Below are 17,823 nucleotides of genomic sequence, written 5' to 3' on the forward strand. Positions count from 1 at the left end.
CTCGACTCCCGGATCAGCCCTTGTCGATCTCCGCCCTGTCGATGATCGCACTCGCCGCCGAAGAGACCGTCGTGAATTGGACAACCCGACCGTTGGCGCTCTGCGCGGTTGCCGGGGCGACGAAGGCGAAAGCGATGACGACCTTGTCCGCGCCGATGCGACCCTCGGAGTCGATGGACGCGCGGTGATGCCGCTCGAGCACCGGATAGAGGACGAGCGCGCCGCGGCGCTCCCCCACGAGTTTCTCCGTTGCGGCGTCGCCGGAATTCGGGAGGGCGCCCGCGATCCGATGGGCGACTCCACGGTGCTTCCGGTCGCTGATGGCGCCGAACAGAGGATGCCGGTCCTTGCGGCGGTCACGGGAGAACCAGGAGTAGCTGCGGCCCGATGCGCCGAGCCTCAAGGTTTTGCTGTCGGAGGCCAGGTGCTGGGGGGCGAGGACGAGCCAGTCGTCGATCTTGCCGGGGGTGGCCCTGGTGATCTCCTCGAGGTAGCGGAGGTGAGGATCGAAGGGTTCGGCGGTCTCCCAGCGCAACTGCTGGAACACCGAAAGCATCGCCTCGGCGGGCACGGTGCCGGTCAGCGCCGGGAACCGGTGCGTGGTGCCCTCTTGCGGGAAGTGGTAGGCGTACGTCGCGGGCACTTCGCCCAGGCTCTCCAAGACGGGCAACCACAGGGCCGTGTTGTTTTCCAGGCCCTTCTGGGGATAGGCCGTGGGCTCCTCCCAGCGGCCGGCAGATCGGACGAGTTCCAGCCGGGCGTTGTACATCTTGTTCGGACTCGTCGGCTTCAGCCACGGCGCATGTTGTGAGACGAGCGGCGGGATCTGGTCGGGGGTGATCTGAGGGCGCCCGTCGACCATTTCGGAATAGCGTTCCAGCTCCGATCGGAACGCCTCCTCGTCCCGGCAGATTGCTTGGAAGCCGTCGTAAAGATCGAATTCAGACCCTCCGATCGTTTCCTTTCGGCCGAGATATAGGCGGACGAGGTCTCGATATCCCTTTCGGAATCCGAACCAACGGCCCATTTGCATGAGGGTGGAAGCGTTACCGGCCCGGCGCCGAAAGAAGGACACGGTGAGTCCCTCGACCGTGAAGCCACGGGCGAGTTTCTGGCCACCGATGAGGATCTTCCAGATCGCGCGCTTGTCGAAGTCGGCCTCGCCCGTTTCGAGGTCCTGGTCGCCGTTCACGACGATGATCGGTTGTTCGTCGCCGCCGATGCGGACGACCGCAGGTCCCACGTAGGGCAGGAGTTCGTCGTAGGAGGCGGGGACGGCATGCCCGTCGGACCGCACGGCGGAGACCAGGGAGACGTCGGTGTCGAACAAGTGGCGCAGCCGAGCGTGGCCCTGAGGTCCCGTGTAGCCGGATTCGTGCCACAACCCGAGGACCCGCTCGTGCAAGGACCGATGTACATGGGTTCGTACCGACTCGTGGATCAGCATCGTGTGGTGCTGGAAGAATCCGTCTCCGAGGCCCCCCAGGTCCTCTCGATACAGCTTCATCGCCGCACTCAGGACGAACATGTCCATTGCTTGCTGCATGCAGGTGTCGTCGTCGGCATCGTCCACGATGTCGCGCACGTGTGCCTTCTCGTTGGAGTTGGCGAAAGTGAGCTCGCCGGCCTCCAACGCGGAGTCCAGATCGTGAAAGTCTCGCGCCCCCATGTACCCGTCGGGGCGGGGGAGGGAGATGATGAAATCCTTGGGGAAGATGTCCTCGGTGTCACTGGGGTCGACGAAGACGTTGGCGAACGGTGTGGCGGTGTAGCCCACGTATTGGGCCCGGGGCAGCATCTTCAGGAGCTTGGAGATCTGCTCGTTGATGGCGCTGCGCTGAGCCGCATCGGGCTTCGACGTGTTGACGGAGGCTTCGTCCGACTCGTCGTCGATGATCAGGACGGGGATTTCGGAGAGCGGCGTTCTGATCTTGCCGAGGTCCTTGACGAGCTTGGCCAATACGGTCTTGTTCTTCTTGACCACCATGAGGCTCGCGGACGAGCGGTGAAGGTTCTCCCGGTCGTACAGCGGGAGCGCCGGCTCTCGCTTCTCGAATTCCAGAGCCGTGATGCCTTGGAGGAGACTCTTGTAGTCGTTCTTCCGCGTCGTCATGCGGACGATGTCGAAGGCCCCCAGCGCTGACGGCATGCCGCCGAAGGTGATGAACTTGCCGGCCTTCCAGGCCGGGTCGTCCGCGTAGTCCGACTCCATTTCGTCGGCCCCGCGCATGATGTTCTCCCGCCCCACGAGTTCCATGTCGAGACGGCGTTGGGTCTGGGCTCGCAGCATGTTGAGCGTGCCCCCGAGGACGATCACCAGGCGGTATCCGGCATCGACGGCCTTGGCCACGACCCCGGTGAAGTTGGCGGTTTTCCCGGACTGGACGTACCCGACGACGAGGCCCTTCGATTGGTAGACCTCCTCGTCCGTGGGGTCGGCCAGCCGTTCGACCACCTGGTCCGTCGCGATATCGAGACTGGCGATGGCGTGCGGGGGCCATCCCTTGTCGGCGAGGAGTTTGCGGTACGCCGGCCAATAGTGAGGGCGGCTCCGCTGAGACTCCGGGGTGTACCACGGCTTGAACGTCTCGCTGATCACGAGGGGACCGGCGGTCTTGGGGACGGGGATGAGCTCGTCGAGCAGCTTGCAGGTGGCGTCTTCCAGCTTGAGCAGGCGGTAAATCTCGCTGCGGCGCTCGTCTGTTCGCGCCACCGTATCCCCCCAGGCGGGACGCTCCGCGTAGTCCCACTTGGCGAGCTGGCGGCGCCACAATTCGACCAGCTGGTCGGTGGCTCTGGCGTCCCGCAAGGCCGACTGGAAATCGCCCTCGGAGGCGAATGCCCCGGCATCGGGATCCATGTCTTCGGCTTGATAGACCAGAGCGCGGGCCAAGTTCTTGGGCTTGCTGCCGTCCAAGTCGGCCAGCACGGCGCCGTGCAATGCGAGCCTGAGGGTGTCGTTGCCTGTCATCGGGAATCCTCGTTCGTCACGGGAGACGGAAGTCTGTGAGATCGACCGGGGATCCCGGCACGGGGCTCAGGTGGTTGACGTGAATGCAATAGTCGATCGAGGAAACGTGCTCCCTGACCGCGGCGGGAAGCATGTCCGTGGTCATCCTCGGCAGGTGGTCTGCCGGAACGAGCAGTGGTTCCGTACGCAGGGTCCAACGCTCGTCGTCCCGTTCGTCGGAGGACCATCCCGCCGAGGCGAGGGAGCCTTCGATGGACATTGCGGCGATGCGGTCGGCAGTGCGGGCGTCGCGGAGCACCGCGGCGGCCGAGTCCCCCAGGGAACGCCCCCCGATTCCGCCTCGTGTCAGCTGGACCGAGGCAAACCAGAGCGAACGCCCTTCTGACTCCTCGAGCTGCCTGATTCCGTGGACAGTGTGCCGGCGCTCTTCGGACGTCGTCGTCTTCACCTCGAGGTCCGTGGTGGCGAGTCCGAAATCGTGCTGTTCCCCACGAGGGCCCGTCCAGGACCGGGCCGCCGCCTCCCAGCCGTGCGACCGGGCAAGAGCCTGCAAGACGGCGAGTTCCCCGTGGAGACCTATGCGCTTCTCCAGACCGAGTCCGCGAGGTCGACCGAGCAGATCGCCCCAAGCGCGGATGGTTTCGTCGAGTGCTTCTTCCAGCGTGCGGTCGCCGGTGACGATTCGATCCGCCACGGCCATCAGGAGGTCGTGGAAGTCGCGTACGAGGGCCACCTGGGTGGTGCTGATGCGTGCCATGCGGGTGCCGTGATGGTTGATTTGGTCGATGGACACGGCAGGCAGGGGGGAACGAGGCGGCCTTTGGTGGCGGTCCAGTTCCACGGTGAGCGAGATGTCGCGCCCGCCGTGGCCGATCTCGTAGCGGACCGCACGCCGAGCCCCGGCATCGGAAAGTCGATAGCTCGTGGCCTGGCCCGCGCCCAAGTAGTGCTCGACCGTCGACCAGCCCAGTTCCGGGGCCGTGCCACGGTCAGTCATCGTCGCCCATCCGTTCCAGCTCCACTCGTGCCGCGGCGACCAGAACGGACTGCCACAACTGCAGGTTGTCCTTCTCTCGACTACCGCTGTACTCCTTCTCGAACACCTGGTGGAGAAGAAGGTAAACGAGGGCCTTGACGGTCGGAGCATCGTTCAGCCCACCACGGCGCCCGCCCAAGAGGGCAGTCCTGTAGTGCTGATTGAGAACGATGGTCCGCTCTTCGCGATCGATCTCGAAGAAGACGCTGTTGTCCAACTTCTGCCAACGGACCGAGATGGGTTCCTCACCTGGAAGCAGGGGGAGTTCATCCTCGATCGTTTCGCGCAGGGCGGGGTCGAATCCCTTGCCCGGCCCGATGACGGCTCTCCGGGTCGTGCTCGCCCGCTTGCGAGAGTCCCGATAGACCGCATCGGCCTCGGCCACGTACCCGGGGAACCGGCGCCCCTCGGAGTCCACGGCTCCCTCAAGGGCCGAGATGAACTCGGGGGAGACTTCCACTCCCTCCTTCTTCACGGTGAGTCGAAAGACGTCCGCAGTATCGGAGGGAAGATCGACGGCAACCCGCGCCAGCGCGAGGTGTTGTTCGGGCTGGCGGAAGTTGTTCCAGCCGCCCGCTTGAACCAGCCTGCTGTTGCGGTAGAAGTAGAAGCCCTGCCGGTCGAGCCCGGTGCCGACGGCTTTGAAGCCGTCCAGCGTGGATTTGGCCGGCCAGATGTGAGCCTCGAGGGACATCCGGGGGATCGACGGGCAGTCGACGGTGAACCGGCGGGGGTGGTCCGGGTGACCGGACACCGGATAGGCGAAGGGGTCGAGTGGCTCGACGCCGAAGTTCATGTATTCGGTTCCGGTATTCACGTCCTCGACGGCAATGGTGATGTTGAAGTCGTCGCGGGCCAGGAAGCGATGGAGGTACAAGCCGAGCTGGAGCCCGAGACGGTTGATGGTGCGCAGCAGATACCGATTGGTCTGCCCGCCCCCTCCGTGGCGCGGGAAGTCCTTCACACCGTCCCAGCGGATGACCGTTCCCTGCCACGTGATCGGCCGCCCGGAGTAGCGGTCGATCAGGGACTGGGCGTAGTCGCCCGCGACGATGTCGCACTGGTACCCGCTGACGGCCCGCTCCATGAGCCAACGTCGCCCCACGGCCCTCGTCCGTCGCGTCTTGCTCACCACGGTCACTGCGGCGGCATGACTCAAGGAGGCCGACTTGAGCCCCGTCCCGAACATTCCCAGGGACTGGGGGTCGTATCCGCGACGGCCACCGACGGTCATCGCGACGTCGAGTTCCTCCTCGGTCATGCCCTTGCCGTCGTCGATGACCAAGAGGCTGACCAGCCGGTCCTCGTCACGCAGGAAGTGGATGACGACGTCGCGCGCCCCGGCGTCGATCGAATTGTCGACGAGGTCGGCGATGGCGGTCTCGAACCCGTAGCCCTGGCTGCTGAGCGCTTCCATGTACCGGGAGTCCGGCGGGAGGTGCTTGGTTCCGATCGTGGGTACATCGAACTGCCAGTCGTCGGTCATTTCCTGCCTTGGAGACTCGCCATACGGAGTGACTAAGGGTAACGGCGGTCGTGATCCATGGACAGGGCCCTACGTCCCCACGGCCGGGGCGAGCAGGTCAGGCCGCCCCGTGGCACTCCCCGTAAGCCCGGCCCGACGTGCACCAGCAGGCCGTGGACGGGGTCGGGGGCCACGGGGTGGCTTTGCCTCGGGCGGCCAGGGTGGTGGCGTATTCCACCAGGAGGGAGGGGGAGGAGGGGGAGGTTTTCTCCGAGGCGGCGAAGGCTTCGTACGAGGGGACGCTGGCCGTGACGATGCCGAGGTTCGTGGTGCCCGAGGCGGCCAGGGTGCGGAGGGAGGATTCCACCTGGGCGAGGTGGGCGTCGTGCGAGGGGTACTCCGCGGACAGAGTGGGGTACGAGGTCAGGAGCTCTGCCAGTTCGCGGGCCGGCCAGTGCAGGATGGCCACCGGGAAGGGGCGGGAGAGCGCGGCGCGGCGGTCGCCGAGTTCGGCGCGCAGGCGGGCGATCTCGGCGCGGAGTTCGGCGGGGTCGTCGGAGCCGAGGGCCCAGATGCGCTTGGGGTCGTGGAGTTCGTCCAGCGGGATCGGGCCGATGTGGCGGGTGTCCGCGACCATGTCCCAGTCGTCGTGGGGGAGCCCGAGGAGGCGGCGGACGCGGTGGCGGCCGGTGAGGAGCGCGGTCGTGGCCGGGGTCAGGGGGGTGTTGTCCGGGGCCAGGAGGGTGGCCGCCTCGGTGAAGCACTCGTGGGAGGCCTCGAGTTCGTCGTGGGCTTCGAGGGCCTCGGCGATGACCTCCCAGGGGGCCGGGTCCGTGGGGGCTGCGGCGCGGATGCCCTGGATGAGGGCGCGGGCCTCGGGCTCGTGGCCGTACTCCCAGAGGTTGGCCGCCTGGAGGGCCTTGACGAGGGACGGGTCGTCCGTCGTGTCGGCGGCCAGGAGTTGGTCGTAGAGGGCGCTCGCCCGCTCGCGTTCGTCGGCCAGTTCGAGGTGGGCCGCGGCCTGGAGGAGCAACGGCTCCTGGTCCTCGGGGTAGCGGGTCGCCGTGCGGATGAGGCGCTCGGCTTCGGCGATGTGCTCGGCAGGCGTGTCGGGGCGCATGCTTTGCAGCGTACTGCCGCTGGTCAGTTGAGGGGGGAGGACTTAAGGTGCCGCCCGTGCGAGATCGCGTGCGGGTCGTGGTGCAGGGCAGGGGCCGGCGGTCGCGCCGGGCCGGTTTCGCGGGGGCGCTGTGGGCGGTCGGCGAACTGGCCGTCACCGTGGGCGTGGTGGTGATGTTGCTGGTGGTGCACCAGGTGTGGTGGACCAACCGGCAGGCGCTGAGGGCCGCACACGCGGTGGTGCGGGAGCTGGAGCAGGGGGAGGGGCAGGGTGCCTCGTCTTCCGAGTGGTCGGAGGGGGAGGGGGAGGGCGGGGCCGAGGGGGAGGCGGATGCCGATCCCTCCGTAGGGCCGGCCGAGGCGGCCGACGGATCCTCGGGCGAGGCGACCGGGAGCTCCGGGCCGCGTGCCGCCAGGCCGCAGCCGCGGGAGTCCGCGTACGGCATCCTGCGCATTCCGCGCCTCGGCGTCGCCGTGCCCGTCGCGCAGGGCGTGGACAAGCGGTCCGTGCTCGACAAGGGGTACGCCGGGCATTACACCGGGACCGCCCAGCCCGGGGCCGAGGGTAATTTCGCGCTCGCCGGGCACCGCAACACGCACGGGGAGCCCTTCCGGTACATCAACCGGCTCAGGGCCGGGGACGAGCTGATCGTGGACGTGCGGGGGAAGCGGTACGTGTACCTGGTCGGGCAGACGCTGGCGCAGACGACCGAGCACGACACCGGGGTGATCGCGCCCGTCCCGCGCAGCACCGTCACGCCGGGGGCCGGGTACAGCGAGCCCGGGGCGTACATCACGCTGACCACCTGCACGCCCGAGTACACCTCGAAGTACCGGCTCGTGGTGTGGGGCACCCTCAAGCGTTGACGGGTGAGCGGGCGGCGGGACCGTAGGGTGGGGCGGTGGGCCGAAAAAGGGTGAAACGACCGCAGTTGGCGTGGCTTGCCGCGCCGTTCGTCTTGTTCGTCGGAGCGCTGCCGTTCGCGAACCGGGTGGAGCCGGCGCCGGGCGGCGTACCGTTCCTGCTCCTCTGGTTCATCGGGGCGACGCTGCTGACCCCGCTCGCGGTCTGGCTGACCTGGCGCGGTGATCACCGGTGAGCCAGGCGGCCGTGGCGACGGGCGTCTTCGGCGTGTTCATGGTGGCGACCGTCGCGCTCGGGCTGCTCGCGGTGCGCGGACGCGGCGGGGGCGGCGGCGGACTCGCCGAGTGGTCGGTGGGCGGGCGCTCGCTCGGCACCGTGTTCATCTGGGTCCTGATGGCGGGCGAGGGGTACACGAGCTTCAGCTACCTCGGCGCGGCCGGCTGGGGCTACAACTACGGGGCCCCCGTGATGTACGTGGTCGCGTACATGTCCTGCGGCTACGCCGTCGGTTACGTCGTCGGCCCCGTGCTGTGGGACTACGCGCGCCGCCACGGCCTCGTCGGCATCACCGACATGGTGAGCCACCGGTACGGGCGCCCCTGGCTCGGCGCCGCGGTCGCGGTGCTCGCCACCGTCTTCCTGCTCCCCTACATCCAGCTCCAGATCACCGGCATGGGCGTGGTGGTCTCGACGGTCACCTACGGGGCGGTGTCCCTGGAATGGGCCTACTTCACCGCCTTCGCCGTCACCACCGGCTTCGTCGTGGTGAGCGGGCTGCGCGGCAGCGCGTGGGTGTCCGTGCTCAAGGACGTGCTGGTCATCGGCACCCTGGGGTTCCTCGCCGTCTACGTTCCCCTGCACTACTTCGGCGGCTACGGGGAGCTCTTCGAGCGGCTCACCGCCGAACGCCCGCAATGGCTGACGCTCCCCGGCGCCGGGAGCGGGCAGGGCGGCCGGGGCGAGCTGGGGATGGGGTGGTTCGCCTCCACCACCGTGCTGAACGCGCTGACCGTGGTCATCTTCCCGACCACGGTCGCGGGGTACCTGGGCGCGCGGAGCGCCGACGCGCTGCGCCGCAACGCCATCCTGCTGCCCGCGTACAACGTGCTGCTCTTCGTACCGATGCTGCTGGGCATGGCGGCGCTGTTCGTCGTACCGGGGCTGACGGGCGCGGAGTCCAACCTCGCGCTGTTCAAGCTGGTCGTGGACTCCCTGCCGGCGTGGGCGGTGGGGGTGATCGGGGTGGCGGCGGCGCTGTCGTCGATCGTGCCGATGGCGGTGTTCATGCTGGTCATCGGCACGATGTGGGGGCGCAGCGTGCTCTCGTTGCTGCCACGCTGGAGCTCGGGCGCGCGGCAGAAGCTCGCCTCGCAGGTGGTCGTGGTGGCCGCCGGGACGATCGCGCTGGTGATGACGTACACGGCGCCGAACACGCTGGTCAGGCTCTCGCTCGTGTCCTACGAGGGCATGGCGCAGCTGGTGCCGATGCTGCTGCTGGGTCTGGTGTGGCGCCGGTTCACGACGGCGGCCGCGGTGTGCGGGCTGGCCGCGGGGGTCGCGGTGGTCTGCGGGCTGGTGTTCACGGGCAACGACCCGGTGTGGGGCGTGAACGCCGGCATGGTCGCCCTCGCGCTGAACCTGGCGGTCGCTCTGACGGTGATCTGGCTCGGCCCGCGGGAGGGGGCGGGAAGCGGGGCGGGGGACCCCCGGCCGGACGAGGAGGTCCTGGCGCGCGATCCGCTGCCCGGAACCGGGGATCAAAACGAGTCCCCGTCCGTTGTCGGTGCACGCGGCTAATATCGATCGCGAGCACGATCGTGAGTGCGAGTGCTGGCAACGGGTGCGTGTCGCGGGTCTCTTACGGGGGTTCGTGCGCGGGAGCGGGAAGGGGGAGGTCCACATGGCAGAGCACAGCGGGCTTCGCCCCGGGCGGCTGCTGGCGCTGCTGACTTCCCTCCTGGTGCTCGGCGGCTTCCTCGGGCTGTTCGCCGGGGAGGGCGGGCTCGGAGCGGTGGTGGTGGTCCTCGCGGCCACCTTCGCCGTGGGCGCCTCCGCCCTGGCCGCCCGGCTGGTCCGGCCGGTGCCCCCGCACCGAATACGTACCGCGATCCGTGATCGCGAGCAGCGCACGGCGTTCCTGCCGCAGCGCGACCCCGACGCTTCCGGCCGGTCACGGCCCAGGGCGCCCGGCCGTCTCCTTCCGACGGCCGCGTAGGGGCGCGCAGCTCCTTCCTCCCGATCACTTCTGATCGCCACACCTTGCCGCCCCTCGCGGGTCGTCACGCCGAAACGCATCTCTTTCGACGTTCGACGCATCCCTTCGGAGGGCCCACGTGTCCGTATTCATCGACCTCGTTTCCGTGCTGGGCCGGCTGCTGGAGCCGGTGCTGGCCGAGTCCGCGACCGCTGCCGCGATCGTGCTGTTCACCGTGCTCGTGCGGCTCGCGCTGCACCCGCTGAGCCGGGCCGCCTTCCGCGGGGCGACCCCGGTGGCGGGGATCCTGCCGGTACTGCTCCAGCTGCCGGTGTTCTTCCTGATGTACCGGGCGTTCTCCTCGGCGGAGATCGGCGGGGCCGCCAACGAGCTGCTCGGCCACCGGCTGTTCGCCGCGCCGCTAGGGGACCGGTGGGCCGAGGCGCTGGGGGAGGGCGGCCTCTTCGGCGCGCAGGGGCTCGTGTTCCTGGGGCTGTTCGCGGTCGTCGCGCTGGTGGCCGCGTGGAGTGCGGCACGCGGACGCAAGGCGGCAGCGCTGGCCGCCGCGACCGCAGCCGCCGCGGCGGCCACGACTGCCGCTTCCGGGGCCAAGACTGGCAAAGCAGGCATGGCCGGCAAGGCGGCCAAGACCGGCAAGACGGCCAACGCCGGCAAGGCAGGCATGACCGGCAAGGCCTCCGGGGCCGGTGCGGGCGTCGTCGTGACGGCCGAGCAGCAGGAGCTCATGCGCAAGCTGGGCGGCGTCCTGCCCCTGCTGTCCTTCGGCACGCTGATCACGGCTGCCCTGGTGCCGCTGGCGGCCGGGCTGTACCTGGTCACGACCACGGCGTGGTCGGTCGCCGAGCGCGCCTGGCTCCAGTACCGGAAGGACCGGGCTGAGCGCGTGGAGCACGCGCTCAGCGGAGGTGAGCGTTCCGCCATGTGAACAGGGTCTTGCGGATGAGGCCGACATCTTGGAGGATCGACCAATCCTCCGATGGCCGCAACCCATCGTCCGGCCCGGGGCATGCCCATGGGCCGACCACCCTCGACCACGGGAGAATGCCCATGAAGCTGCTGCGTGTAGGACCCGTCGGGTCGGAGCGCCCCGCGCTGCTCGACCAGGACGGGACCCTGCGGGACCTGTCCGGCCTGATCACGGATGTGGACGGCGCGCTGCTCGCCGACGACTCCGTGCTGTCCCGAGTACGGGACGCGGCCGGATCCGGTGAGCTCCCGGTGCTGGACGCCGAGGGTCTGCGGATCGGGTCCGCCGTCGGCCGCATAGGCAAGGTCGTGGGCATCGGCCTGAACTACCACGGGCACGCGGCCGAGGTGGGGGCCGAGGCCCCGGCCGAGCCGATCGTGTTCCTCAAGGCCCCGGACACCGTGGTCGGCCCCGACGACACCGTGCTGATCCCGCGCACCAGCGTCAAGACCGACTGGGAAGCCGAACTCGGCGTCGTCATCGGTGCCACCGCCCGCTACCTGGCCTCCCCCGAGGAGGGCCTCGCGCACGTCGGCGGCTACGTCCTGGTCAACGATGTGACCGAGCGCGCCTTCCAGACCGAGCGCGGCGGCACCTGGGACAAGGGCAAGAACTGCGAGACCTTCACCCCGGTCGGCCCCTGGCTGGTCACCGCGGACGAGATCCCGGACCCGCAGGCGCTCGACGTCAAGCTGTGGGTCAACGGTGAGCTCAAGCAGGACGGTCACACCTCCGACCAGATCTTCCCGGTCGGCGAGGTCGTGCGGTACGTGAGCCAGTTCATGACCCTGTACCCGGGCGACGTCATCGTCACCGGCACCCCGGCCGGTGTGGCCGCGGGCCAGCCGGAGCCGAAGCCGTTCCTGCGGGCGGGCGACGTGGTGGAGCTGGAGATCGACGGCCTCGGCCGTCAGCGTCAGGAGTTCAAGGACGCGTAGTCGCGACGCGCAGTCCGAAGGGAAGGGAAGGGGCGGTGCCGTCGTCGACGGCGCCGCCCCTTCCTGCTTCGACGGGTCGGCCGGTCAGCGCTCGGAAGCCGTCCGCCGGCGCCGGTTGACGAGCACGAGACCCGCGCCCGCGGCGAGCGCCGTGGCGGCCCCGCCGGCGATCCAGCCGTTCTCGGCGCCCGCGCCCGTACGGGCGAGGTTCCCGGACGTACCGCCCGCCGGGGTCGGCTGGTTCCCGGTACCCGTACCCGTACCCGTGCCGGTACCCGTGCCGCCGTTGGCGCCGTGGTCGACGACCGGAGTGGTGGTGCCGCCGTCCTCGTCCCCGCCCCCGTCCCCGGAGCCTCCGTCCGGCTTCCCGGCCGCTTCCTCCGCGGCCTTGTCCTTCTCGCGCGCCACGTGCTGGCCGGTCTTGAGGAACTCGATGCGGTCCTCGGGCGTGCCGCGCAGCGCCGCATCGGCGGCCTTGCGCACCTCGGGGCCGCCTACGCTCGCGATCTGCGTGATGAGGAGGGAGTTGTCGATGTCGCGGAGTTCGTGCTGCGTGGTGGTGACGAACGTGCGCAGCTGGGCGGGGGTGGGGTTGCTGTCGAGGAACTTCTGGATGCCCTGCTTGAGGGAGGGGCCCGCGTCCTGGAGCATCCGCAGGATCGCGACCCTGTCGTCGTCCGCGCGGATCGCGTGCTGCTCCGTCTCGACGAACGCGCGGATCTCCTCGCGGGTTCCGTGGCTGAGCAGGTGGTTGACCCGCTCCGTGATGCCCTTGCCCGCGCCCTCCAGCATCCTCAGCATCTCGAAGGTGTCGTCCTCCAGCCGGGCGGTGTGCTGCCCGTTCCTGAGGAACTCCGTGAGCGCGGCCTGGGTGCCCGCCTCCAGGGCCTTCTTGGCCTCGCGCCGCACGCCGACACCCCCGGTGCTGAAGATCTGAGTGACCTTCACCTGGTCGTCGACGTACTGCTGCTGGGCCCAGACGACGTCCAGGAAGTGCCGCATGTCCGCCGCGGTCCCCTTGAGCGCCTTCCGGGCCGCCTCGCGCACGCCGGGGCCGGACTCCGGGTCCGCGAGGATCGACTCGATCTTCTTACGGTCCTTCGCCGCCTGCCCGTCGTCCTCCGGGGTGCCCGCCTCGCCCGGCGAATCCGCCGGGCCGCCCACCGCCGGGCCGCCGGCCGACGGACCACTGCCCGGCGCGCCCTGGTCCGGCGCGGAAGGCGTCGGGGGAACGGCGGGTGACGGCCCGTCGGCGGCGAAGGCGGGGGAGGAGAGCAGGACGGCCGGGGCTATCGCGCCGACGGCCAGGGCCGAGGCGAGACGGGGCAGCTTCACGAGGGACACCATTCTTCACACATGCGATGATCTTTCGCTTATGCAAACCCTAGGTCGACCTCTCTCCGCGATAGGCCCATTTTCATTACAGATAGGACACATTGGTCCCGGGCTCATCCGTTCACGGGCTCACAGGTTCACGGTTCGCCCGTCCTGCGACGATGCGCGGGCCGCTTCCAGTACGTCCAGGCAGTGCGCCGCCTCCAAGGCCGTGACGGGGGCCGGGCCGCCGTCGCGCAGGGCCGCCGCCACGGCCGCGTAGTACGCCGGGTAGTCGCCCGGCACCGTCCGCACCGGCGTGCCCCCGCCGGTCAGCGGCGAGTCCCCGGAGCCCAGCCGGCCCCACAGGTGCTCGGGCTCCTCGCCCCAGGTCCGCTCGGGGTCGCCGGGGCGCAGGCCCTCCCGCAGGGCCCCCTCCTGCGGGTCCAGTCCGTACTTGACGTAGCCCGCGCGGGAGCCCAGGACCCGGAAGCGCGGGCCCAGCTGGGCCGTGGTGGCGCTGACGTAGAGGTGGGAGCGGACCCCGCTCGCGTGGGTGAGGGCGATGAAGGTGTCGTCGTCGGCCTCGGCGCCCGGGCGGCGCACGTCGGCCTCGGCGTAGACCCGTACGGCGGGACCGAACAGCACCAGCGCCTGGTCCACGACATGGCTGCCGAGGTCGTACAGCAGCCCGCCGATCTCCTCCGGGGCGCCGGACTCCCGCCAGCCGCCCTTGAGCTGCGGGCGCCACCGCTCGAAGCGGGACTCGAAGCGCTGCACCTCGCCCAGCTCGCCGTCCGCGAGGAGGCGGCGCAGGGTGAGGAAGTCGTTGTCCCAGCGGCGGTTCTGGAAGACGGACAGGAAGGTCCCGGTCCGGTCGGCGAGCGCGGCCAGCTCGCGGGCCTCGGCGGCCGTGGCGGCGAGCGGCTTGTCCACGACCACCGGAATGCCGGCCGTGAGGGCGGCCGTGGCGAGCGGGACGTGCGTCTTGTTCGGGGAGGCGATGACGACGAGGTCGGGGGCGGGGCTCTGGGCGAGCAGCTCGGTGGCGGTGGCGGCGATCCGGACGTCCGGGTAGGCCTCGCGGGCCTGGGCGGCGCGGCCCGGGTCGGAGGTGACGACGGTGTCGAGGACCAGGCCCTCGGTCGCGGAGACCAGCGGGGCGTGGAAGACGGAACCGGCCAGGCCGTAGCCGACGAGTCCGACGCGGAGGGGGGAGGCGGGGGCGGAGGCGTTCATGCTCCTACTTTGGCAACACTGTTGCGTAAGTGCAAGGAGGGTGGACAATGGCCAGGTGGACAGGGGTAGCAGGGGTAGCAGGGGTAGCAGGGGCGAGGCGAGTGGTGGCGGCGCGGGCGTGAATCTGCCGGTGCTGCGCGGGCACAACGAGGCGCTGGTACTGGACCTCCTGCGCGGAGCCGGACCCGCCGGGCTCGGCCGCGGTGACCTCGCGGTGCGTACGGGGCTCACCCCGCAGGCGGTCAGCAAGATCGCGGCCCGGCTCCGCGTCGAGGGGCTGGTGGCCGACGCCGGACGCGAGCCGTCCACGGGCGGCAAACCGCGCACGCTGCTGAGGCTGGTGCCGGAGGCGCGGTACGCGGTCGGGGTGCACCTGGACCGCGACGAGCTCACGGCGGTACGGGTCGACCTGGCGGGCCGCGTCGTCGCCGACGGGCGGGTTCCGCTGGACTTCGGGGCCGGGCCGGAAGCGGCGGTCGAGGAGGCGGTGCGGGCGGTCGGGCGGGTGTGCGGTGGGGGCGGCGGCGCGGAGCGGCCGGTGCTCGGCGTGGGGGTGGCCGCGCCGGGGCCGTTGGACTGGCGGACCGGGGTGCTGGGGCGGGTGACGGGGTTTCCCGAATGGGAGGGGTTCCCGTTGCGGGAGGTGCTGGAGGGGCGGTTGGGGGTTCCCGTGCGGGTGGACAAGGACACCAATGCGGGGGTTGCGGCCGTGGCGGTGGCCGCGGCTGGCGGTGCCGGCGTCGGCTTCGGCGTCGGGGAGGCCGTGGCGTACGTGCACGTCGGCACCGGACTGGGGGCGGGGCTCCGGCTGGCCGGCGGCGGAGAGGTCTACCGGGGGCGGCGCTCGGCGGCGGGGGAGTTCGGGCACCAGGTGCTGCAACTCGACGGGCCGGTCTGCCGGTGCGGGGGGCGCGGGTGCGCGGAGGTGCTGTGCCTGGACGCGGTCGCGGGGGGCCGCCTGGAGGAAGCGGCGCGGATCGTGGGGGAGGCGGCGGCGAACCTGGTCGCGCTGCTGGATGTGGACCGGGTGCTGCTCGGGGGGCGGGTGGTGGCGGCTGCGCCGGGCGTGTTCCTGGCGGGCGTGCGGGGGGTTTTGGGGGCTCGGGCGTTTGTGGGGGGTGCGGTGGGGGTTGGGCTTGCGGAGGGGGGTGTGGCGGAGGGGGCGGCGGAGTTGGTGCTTGGCCCGTTGTTCGGGCGGGGGGAGTGAGGGGGCGGCCCCCTTGGCCGCCGTGGCCTGGTCCTTGGCCTCCGGGCCTCCGGGCCTCCGGGCCCCCGGGCCTCTGGCCCCTGGCCCCTGGCCTTGGCCCCGGGCTTAGGTGTGGCTCGTGCGTGCCGGCGGGTTGGCTGGCCCCTTCGGGGCCGGTCTGCCGGTGCGGGGTGGCCCTGCGAGGCGGAGTCCCCTACCCGCCCTTCCACCGTTCCCCGGGCGCTGCCCGGACCCCGGTCCTCAAACGCCGGACGGGCTGGGAGGGGGTGCCGGGCTGCGCCCGGACCCCCTGGGGCTCCGCCCCAGACCCCGGTCCTCAAACGCCGGACGGCTGGATTTGCTGCGCCCGGGCCCCAATGCTCAAGCGCCGGGCGGCCGGATTTGCTGCGCCCGGGCCCCGCTGGGGCTCCGCCCCGGGCCCCGGTTCCCAAGCGCCGGACGGCCGGATTTGCTGCGCCAGGACCCCTCCGGGCCTCGATCGCCGGGCGGCTGGATTTGCTGCGCCCGGACTCTCTGGGGCTCTGCCCCGGGCCCGCCCGTCCTCAAGTGCGGGGCGGCTGGATTTGCTGCGCCCGGGACCCGCTGGGCTCCGCCCCGGGCACCGCTCCTCAAACGCCGGGCGGCCGGATTTGCTGCGCCTGCCCCCCCGCGAACGCCGCCGGGGCCGGGTCCCCCCGACCCCATGCGCCAAACGGGCGGAAACCGACAGAAGGTGGGCGTGGTGCTGGACAGGGGGTTGGGCGGGCGTGGGAGGGTGCGGGCAAGGCCGGGGTGATTGTCGGGTTGTGTGGCGATCGTTTTATGGGTCCGTTCGGTTGGCGTCGGCGAGTAGGGGTTCCTCATGCGACTGCGCAAAGCCCTTGCCCTGGCAGCCGTCTTCGTGGCTGCCGGCGCCCCGACCGTCACCACCGCGTCGGCGGACATCGGCAACGGCGGCGGAGCCCGGCCCGCGCCCGCGCTGCCTTCGCGGGTGGAGGCCAGTTGCGGTGACGGGAAGAGCGCGCAGTTCCCGATCGGGGCCCGGATCCGCGGGGGGCCGGCCGTGTTCCGGACCGGCGGTCAGGCGCAGACCTGGTACCTCGACCTCACCAACACCACCACCACCCGGTGCACCGCCATCCACCCCGTCGTGGTCTTCACCGACCCGGCCCACGCCCTGCGCCCCGCCCATTTCCGGATGGAGTTCGACGCCACCGGCGCGGCCGCCCCGGGGCACGCCCTCCCCGTCAGTCTGGAGCGCACCGACCGGGACGAGATCGTCGCCGTCTTCGACGGCGGCGACGCCTTCTCCGGCTTCACCGTCGGCCCCGGCGGTTCCGTGACCGTCCCCGTCCGGCTCGCCTTCGCCGCCGACGCCCCCCGCGGCGAGGTCGTCGCCGACGCCGCGCTGGTCCAGCGCAAGGGAGACGACGGCGACTGGATCGGCGAGGCGGGCGGCTACCGCTTCGAGGTCCAGGGCCCGGACGCCACGGACGCCACCGATGCCGCGGACGCCGCGGACGCCGCAGGCGCCGGCGAGGCCGGAGCGCTGGCCGAGACCGGCCGCGCCCCGGGGGCATGGGCGTACGGGGCCGCTGCCGCGGCCGCCCTGGCCGGCGGTGGCGGACTCCTGTTCGGGGCCCGCCGGCTGCGGCGCAAGGGGCAAGGCCCGCAGTCCGCGTAGGGGCGGCCCACGTAGAGTCCGAGGGTGGAAGAACCGACTGCGTACGCGCACCACCACCAGCCCGGCCTGCCCGTCCGCTCCGGCATCCCCGAGCACGGCCGCATCCCCAAGTACTACGCCGTCAAGGCCCGCATCGCCGGGCTGCTCGACGAGCTCGGCGAGGGCGGACTCCTCCCCACCGAGCGCGATCTCGCCGAGCAGTACGAGGTCTCCCGCGAGACCGTCCGCCAGGCCCTGCGCGAGCTGCTGCTGGAGGGCCGGCTGCGCCGCTCGGGCCGCGGTACCGTCGCCGCCGGGCCGAAGCTCGAACAGCCCCTGTCGCTGGCGAGTTACACCGAGGGCGTACGCCGCCAGGGGCGTACCCCGGGCCGCCACCTGATCGGCCTGGAGCGCTTCCCCTGCCCGGCCGCCGTGGCTCCCGGGATCGGCGCCGAGCCCGGGGAGCCGGTCTGGCACCTGGAGCGGGTGCTGCTCGCCGACGAGGAGCGGGTCGGGTTGGAGAGCACGTACGTCCGGGTCGCCCGCGCACCGCGCCTCGACGTCGATTTCCAGCCGGACTCCTCCTTCTACGGCTACCTCCACGACAGCCTCGGAATCTCCTTCGGCGACGCCGACGAGAAGTTGGAAACGGTCCTCGCCACGCCTCGCGAAGCCCTGTTGATCGGCACCCCGCCCGCGCTCCCGATGCTGCTCATCCACCGCTTCTCCCGGGACCGGGAGGGCAGGCCGCTGGAGCGGGTGCGTTCTCTCTACCGTGGCGACCGGTTCAGCTTCACGACCCATCTCCAGCCCGAATAGTCCCGGCCAAGGCCCCTGTACGGGAT

General features: G+C 70.9%; 15 protein-coding genes. 9 read left to right on the forward strand and 6 right to left on the reverse strand.

Annotated elements, in window-relative coordinates; translation table 11 throughout:
- Positions 1 to 13: 13 nt before the first annotated feature.
- The 4 genes from ACIA8F_RS17025 to ACIA8F_RS17040 all read right to left on the reverse strand — a co-directional run bounded on the left by ACIA8F_RS17025 (position 14) and on the right by ACIA8F_RS17040 (position 6,592).
- On the reverse strand, positions 14 to 2,971 hold the full coding sequence (locus tag ACIA8F_RS17025) for a Z1 domain-containing protein (RefSeq protein ID WP_399379532.1): 2,958 nt from the start codon (positions 2,969 to 2,971) through the stop codon (positions 14 to 16).
- Between the two features lie 16 nt (positions 2,972 to 2,987).
- Positions 2,988 to 3,968, reverse strand: coding sequence for a PD-(D/E)XK motif protein (locus tag ACIA8F_RS17030; protein ID WP_399379534.1), 981 nt, complete (start codon positions 3,966 to 3,968; stop codon positions 2,988 to 2,990).
- Positions 3,961 to 5,493, reverse strand: a complete 1,533-nt coding sequence (locus ACIA8F_RS17035) for an ATP-binding protein (RefSeq protein WP_399379535.1) — start codon at positions 5,491 to 5,493, stop codon at positions 3,961 to 3,963. Before ACIA8F_RS17035 ends, ACIA8F_RS17030 begins: the two co-directional genes overlap by 8 nt.
- A gap of 97 nt (positions 5,494 to 5,590) precedes the next feature.
- Entirely contained in the window at positions 5,591 to 6,592 is a 1,002-nt protein-coding gene (locus ACIA8F_RS17040; protein ID WP_399379537.1) for a tetratricopeptide repeat protein, read from the reverse strand.
- A 56-nt stretch (positions 6,593 to 6,648) separates the two neighbouring features.
- On the opposite strand from ACIA8F_RS17040, the gene ACIA8F_RS17045 reads away from it, so the two are divergent.
- The 6 genes from ACIA8F_RS17045 to ACIA8F_RS17070 all read left to right on the forward strand — a co-directional run bounded on the left by ACIA8F_RS17045 (position 6,649) and on the right by ACIA8F_RS17070 (position 11,576).
- Positions 6,649 to 7,458, forward strand: coding sequence for a class E sortase (locus tag ACIA8F_RS17045; protein ID WP_399379538.1), 810 nt, complete (start codon positions 6,649 to 6,651; stop codon positions 7,456 to 7,458).
- Between the two features lie 65 nt (positions 7,459 to 7,523).
- Entirely contained in the window at positions 7,524 to 7,691 is a 168-nt protein-coding gene (locus ACIA8F_RS17050) for a DUF3311 domain-containing protein (protein WP_399379540.1), read from the forward strand.
- 38 nt (positions 7,692 to 7,729) lie between these two features.
- A complete protein-coding gene (locus tag ACIA8F_RS17055; RefSeq protein WP_399379775.1) occupies positions 7,730 to 9,253 on the forward strand; it encodes a sodium:solute symporter in 1,524 nt (507 codons plus the stop codon).
- A 103-nt stretch (positions 9,254 to 9,356) separates the two neighbouring features.
- Positions 9,357 to 9,671, forward strand: a complete 315-nt coding sequence (locus ACIA8F_RS17060) for a DUF6412 domain-containing protein (RefSeq protein ID WP_399379542.1) — start codon at positions 9,357 to 9,359, stop codon at positions 9,669 to 9,671.
- Between the two features lie 118 nt (positions 9,672 to 9,789).
- Positions 9,790 to 10,596, forward strand: a complete 807-nt coding sequence (locus ACIA8F_RS17065; RefSeq protein ID WP_399379543.1) for a hypothetical protein — start codon at positions 9,790 to 9,792, stop codon at positions 10,594 to 10,596.
- A 122-nt stretch (positions 10,597 to 10,718) separates the two neighbouring features.
- Complete coding sequence (locus tag ACIA8F_RS17070; RefSeq protein ID WP_399379545.1) at positions 10,719 to 11,576, forward strand: fumarylacetoacetate hydrolase family protein; 858 nt, start codon at positions 10,719 to 10,721, stop codon at positions 11,574 to 11,576.
- A gap of 84 nt (positions 11,577 to 11,660) precedes the next feature.
- Here the strand turns inward: ACIA8F_RS17070 and ACIA8F_RS17075 are convergent, their stop codons facing one another.
- Together ACIA8F_RS17075 and ACIA8F_RS17080 are read right to left on the reverse strand one after the other, a co-directional pair.
- Positions 11,661 to 12,911 (reverse strand): LPXTG cell wall anchor domain-containing protein, encoded by a 1,251-nt coding sequence (locus ACIA8F_RS17075; protein WP_399379547.1) that lies wholly within the window; start codon positions 12,909 to 12,911, stop codon positions 11,661 to 11,663.
- Between the two features lie 129 nt (positions 12,912 to 13,040).
- Entirely contained in the window at positions 13,041 to 14,129 is a 1,089-nt protein-coding gene (locus tag ACIA8F_RS17080) for a Gfo/Idh/MocA family oxidoreductase (RefSeq protein WP_399379549.1), read from the reverse strand.
- Between the two features lie 118 nt (positions 14,130 to 14,247).
- Here ACIA8F_RS17080 and ACIA8F_RS17085 point away from each other — a divergent pair, with 118 nt between their 5' ends.
- The 3 genes from ACIA8F_RS17085 to ACIA8F_RS17095 all read left to right on the forward strand — a co-directional run bounded on the left by ACIA8F_RS17085 (position 14,248) and on the right by ACIA8F_RS17095 (position 17,797).
- Positions 14,248 to 15,336 carry an ROK family protein gene (locus ACIA8F_RS17085; RefSeq protein WP_399379551.1) on the forward strand — a complete coding sequence of 363 codons (1,089 nt, stop codon included), beginning with the start codon at positions 14,248 to 14,250 and terminating at the stop codon, positions 15,334 to 15,336.
- 841 nt (positions 15,337 to 16,177) lie between these two features.
- Positions 16,178 to 16,999 (forward strand): hypothetical protein, encoded by an 822-nt coding sequence (locus tag ACIA8F_RS17090; RefSeq protein WP_399379553.1) that lies wholly within the window; start codon positions 16,178 to 16,180, stop codon positions 16,997 to 16,999.
- A gap of 24 nt (positions 17,000 to 17,023) precedes the next feature.
- Positions 17,024 to 17,797, forward strand: a complete 774-nt coding sequence (locus ACIA8F_RS17095; RefSeq protein ID WP_399379555.1) for a GntR family transcriptional regulator — start codon at positions 17,024 to 17,026, stop codon at positions 17,795 to 17,797.
- The last annotated feature ends 26 nt before the right edge of the window (positions 17,798 to 17,823 follow it).

The organism is Streptomyces sp. NPDC051563 (assembly GCF_044454225.1).
In the GTDB taxonomy this organism is placed as follows: Bacteria; Actinomycetota; Actinomycetes; order Streptomycetales; family Streptomycetaceae; genus Streptomyces.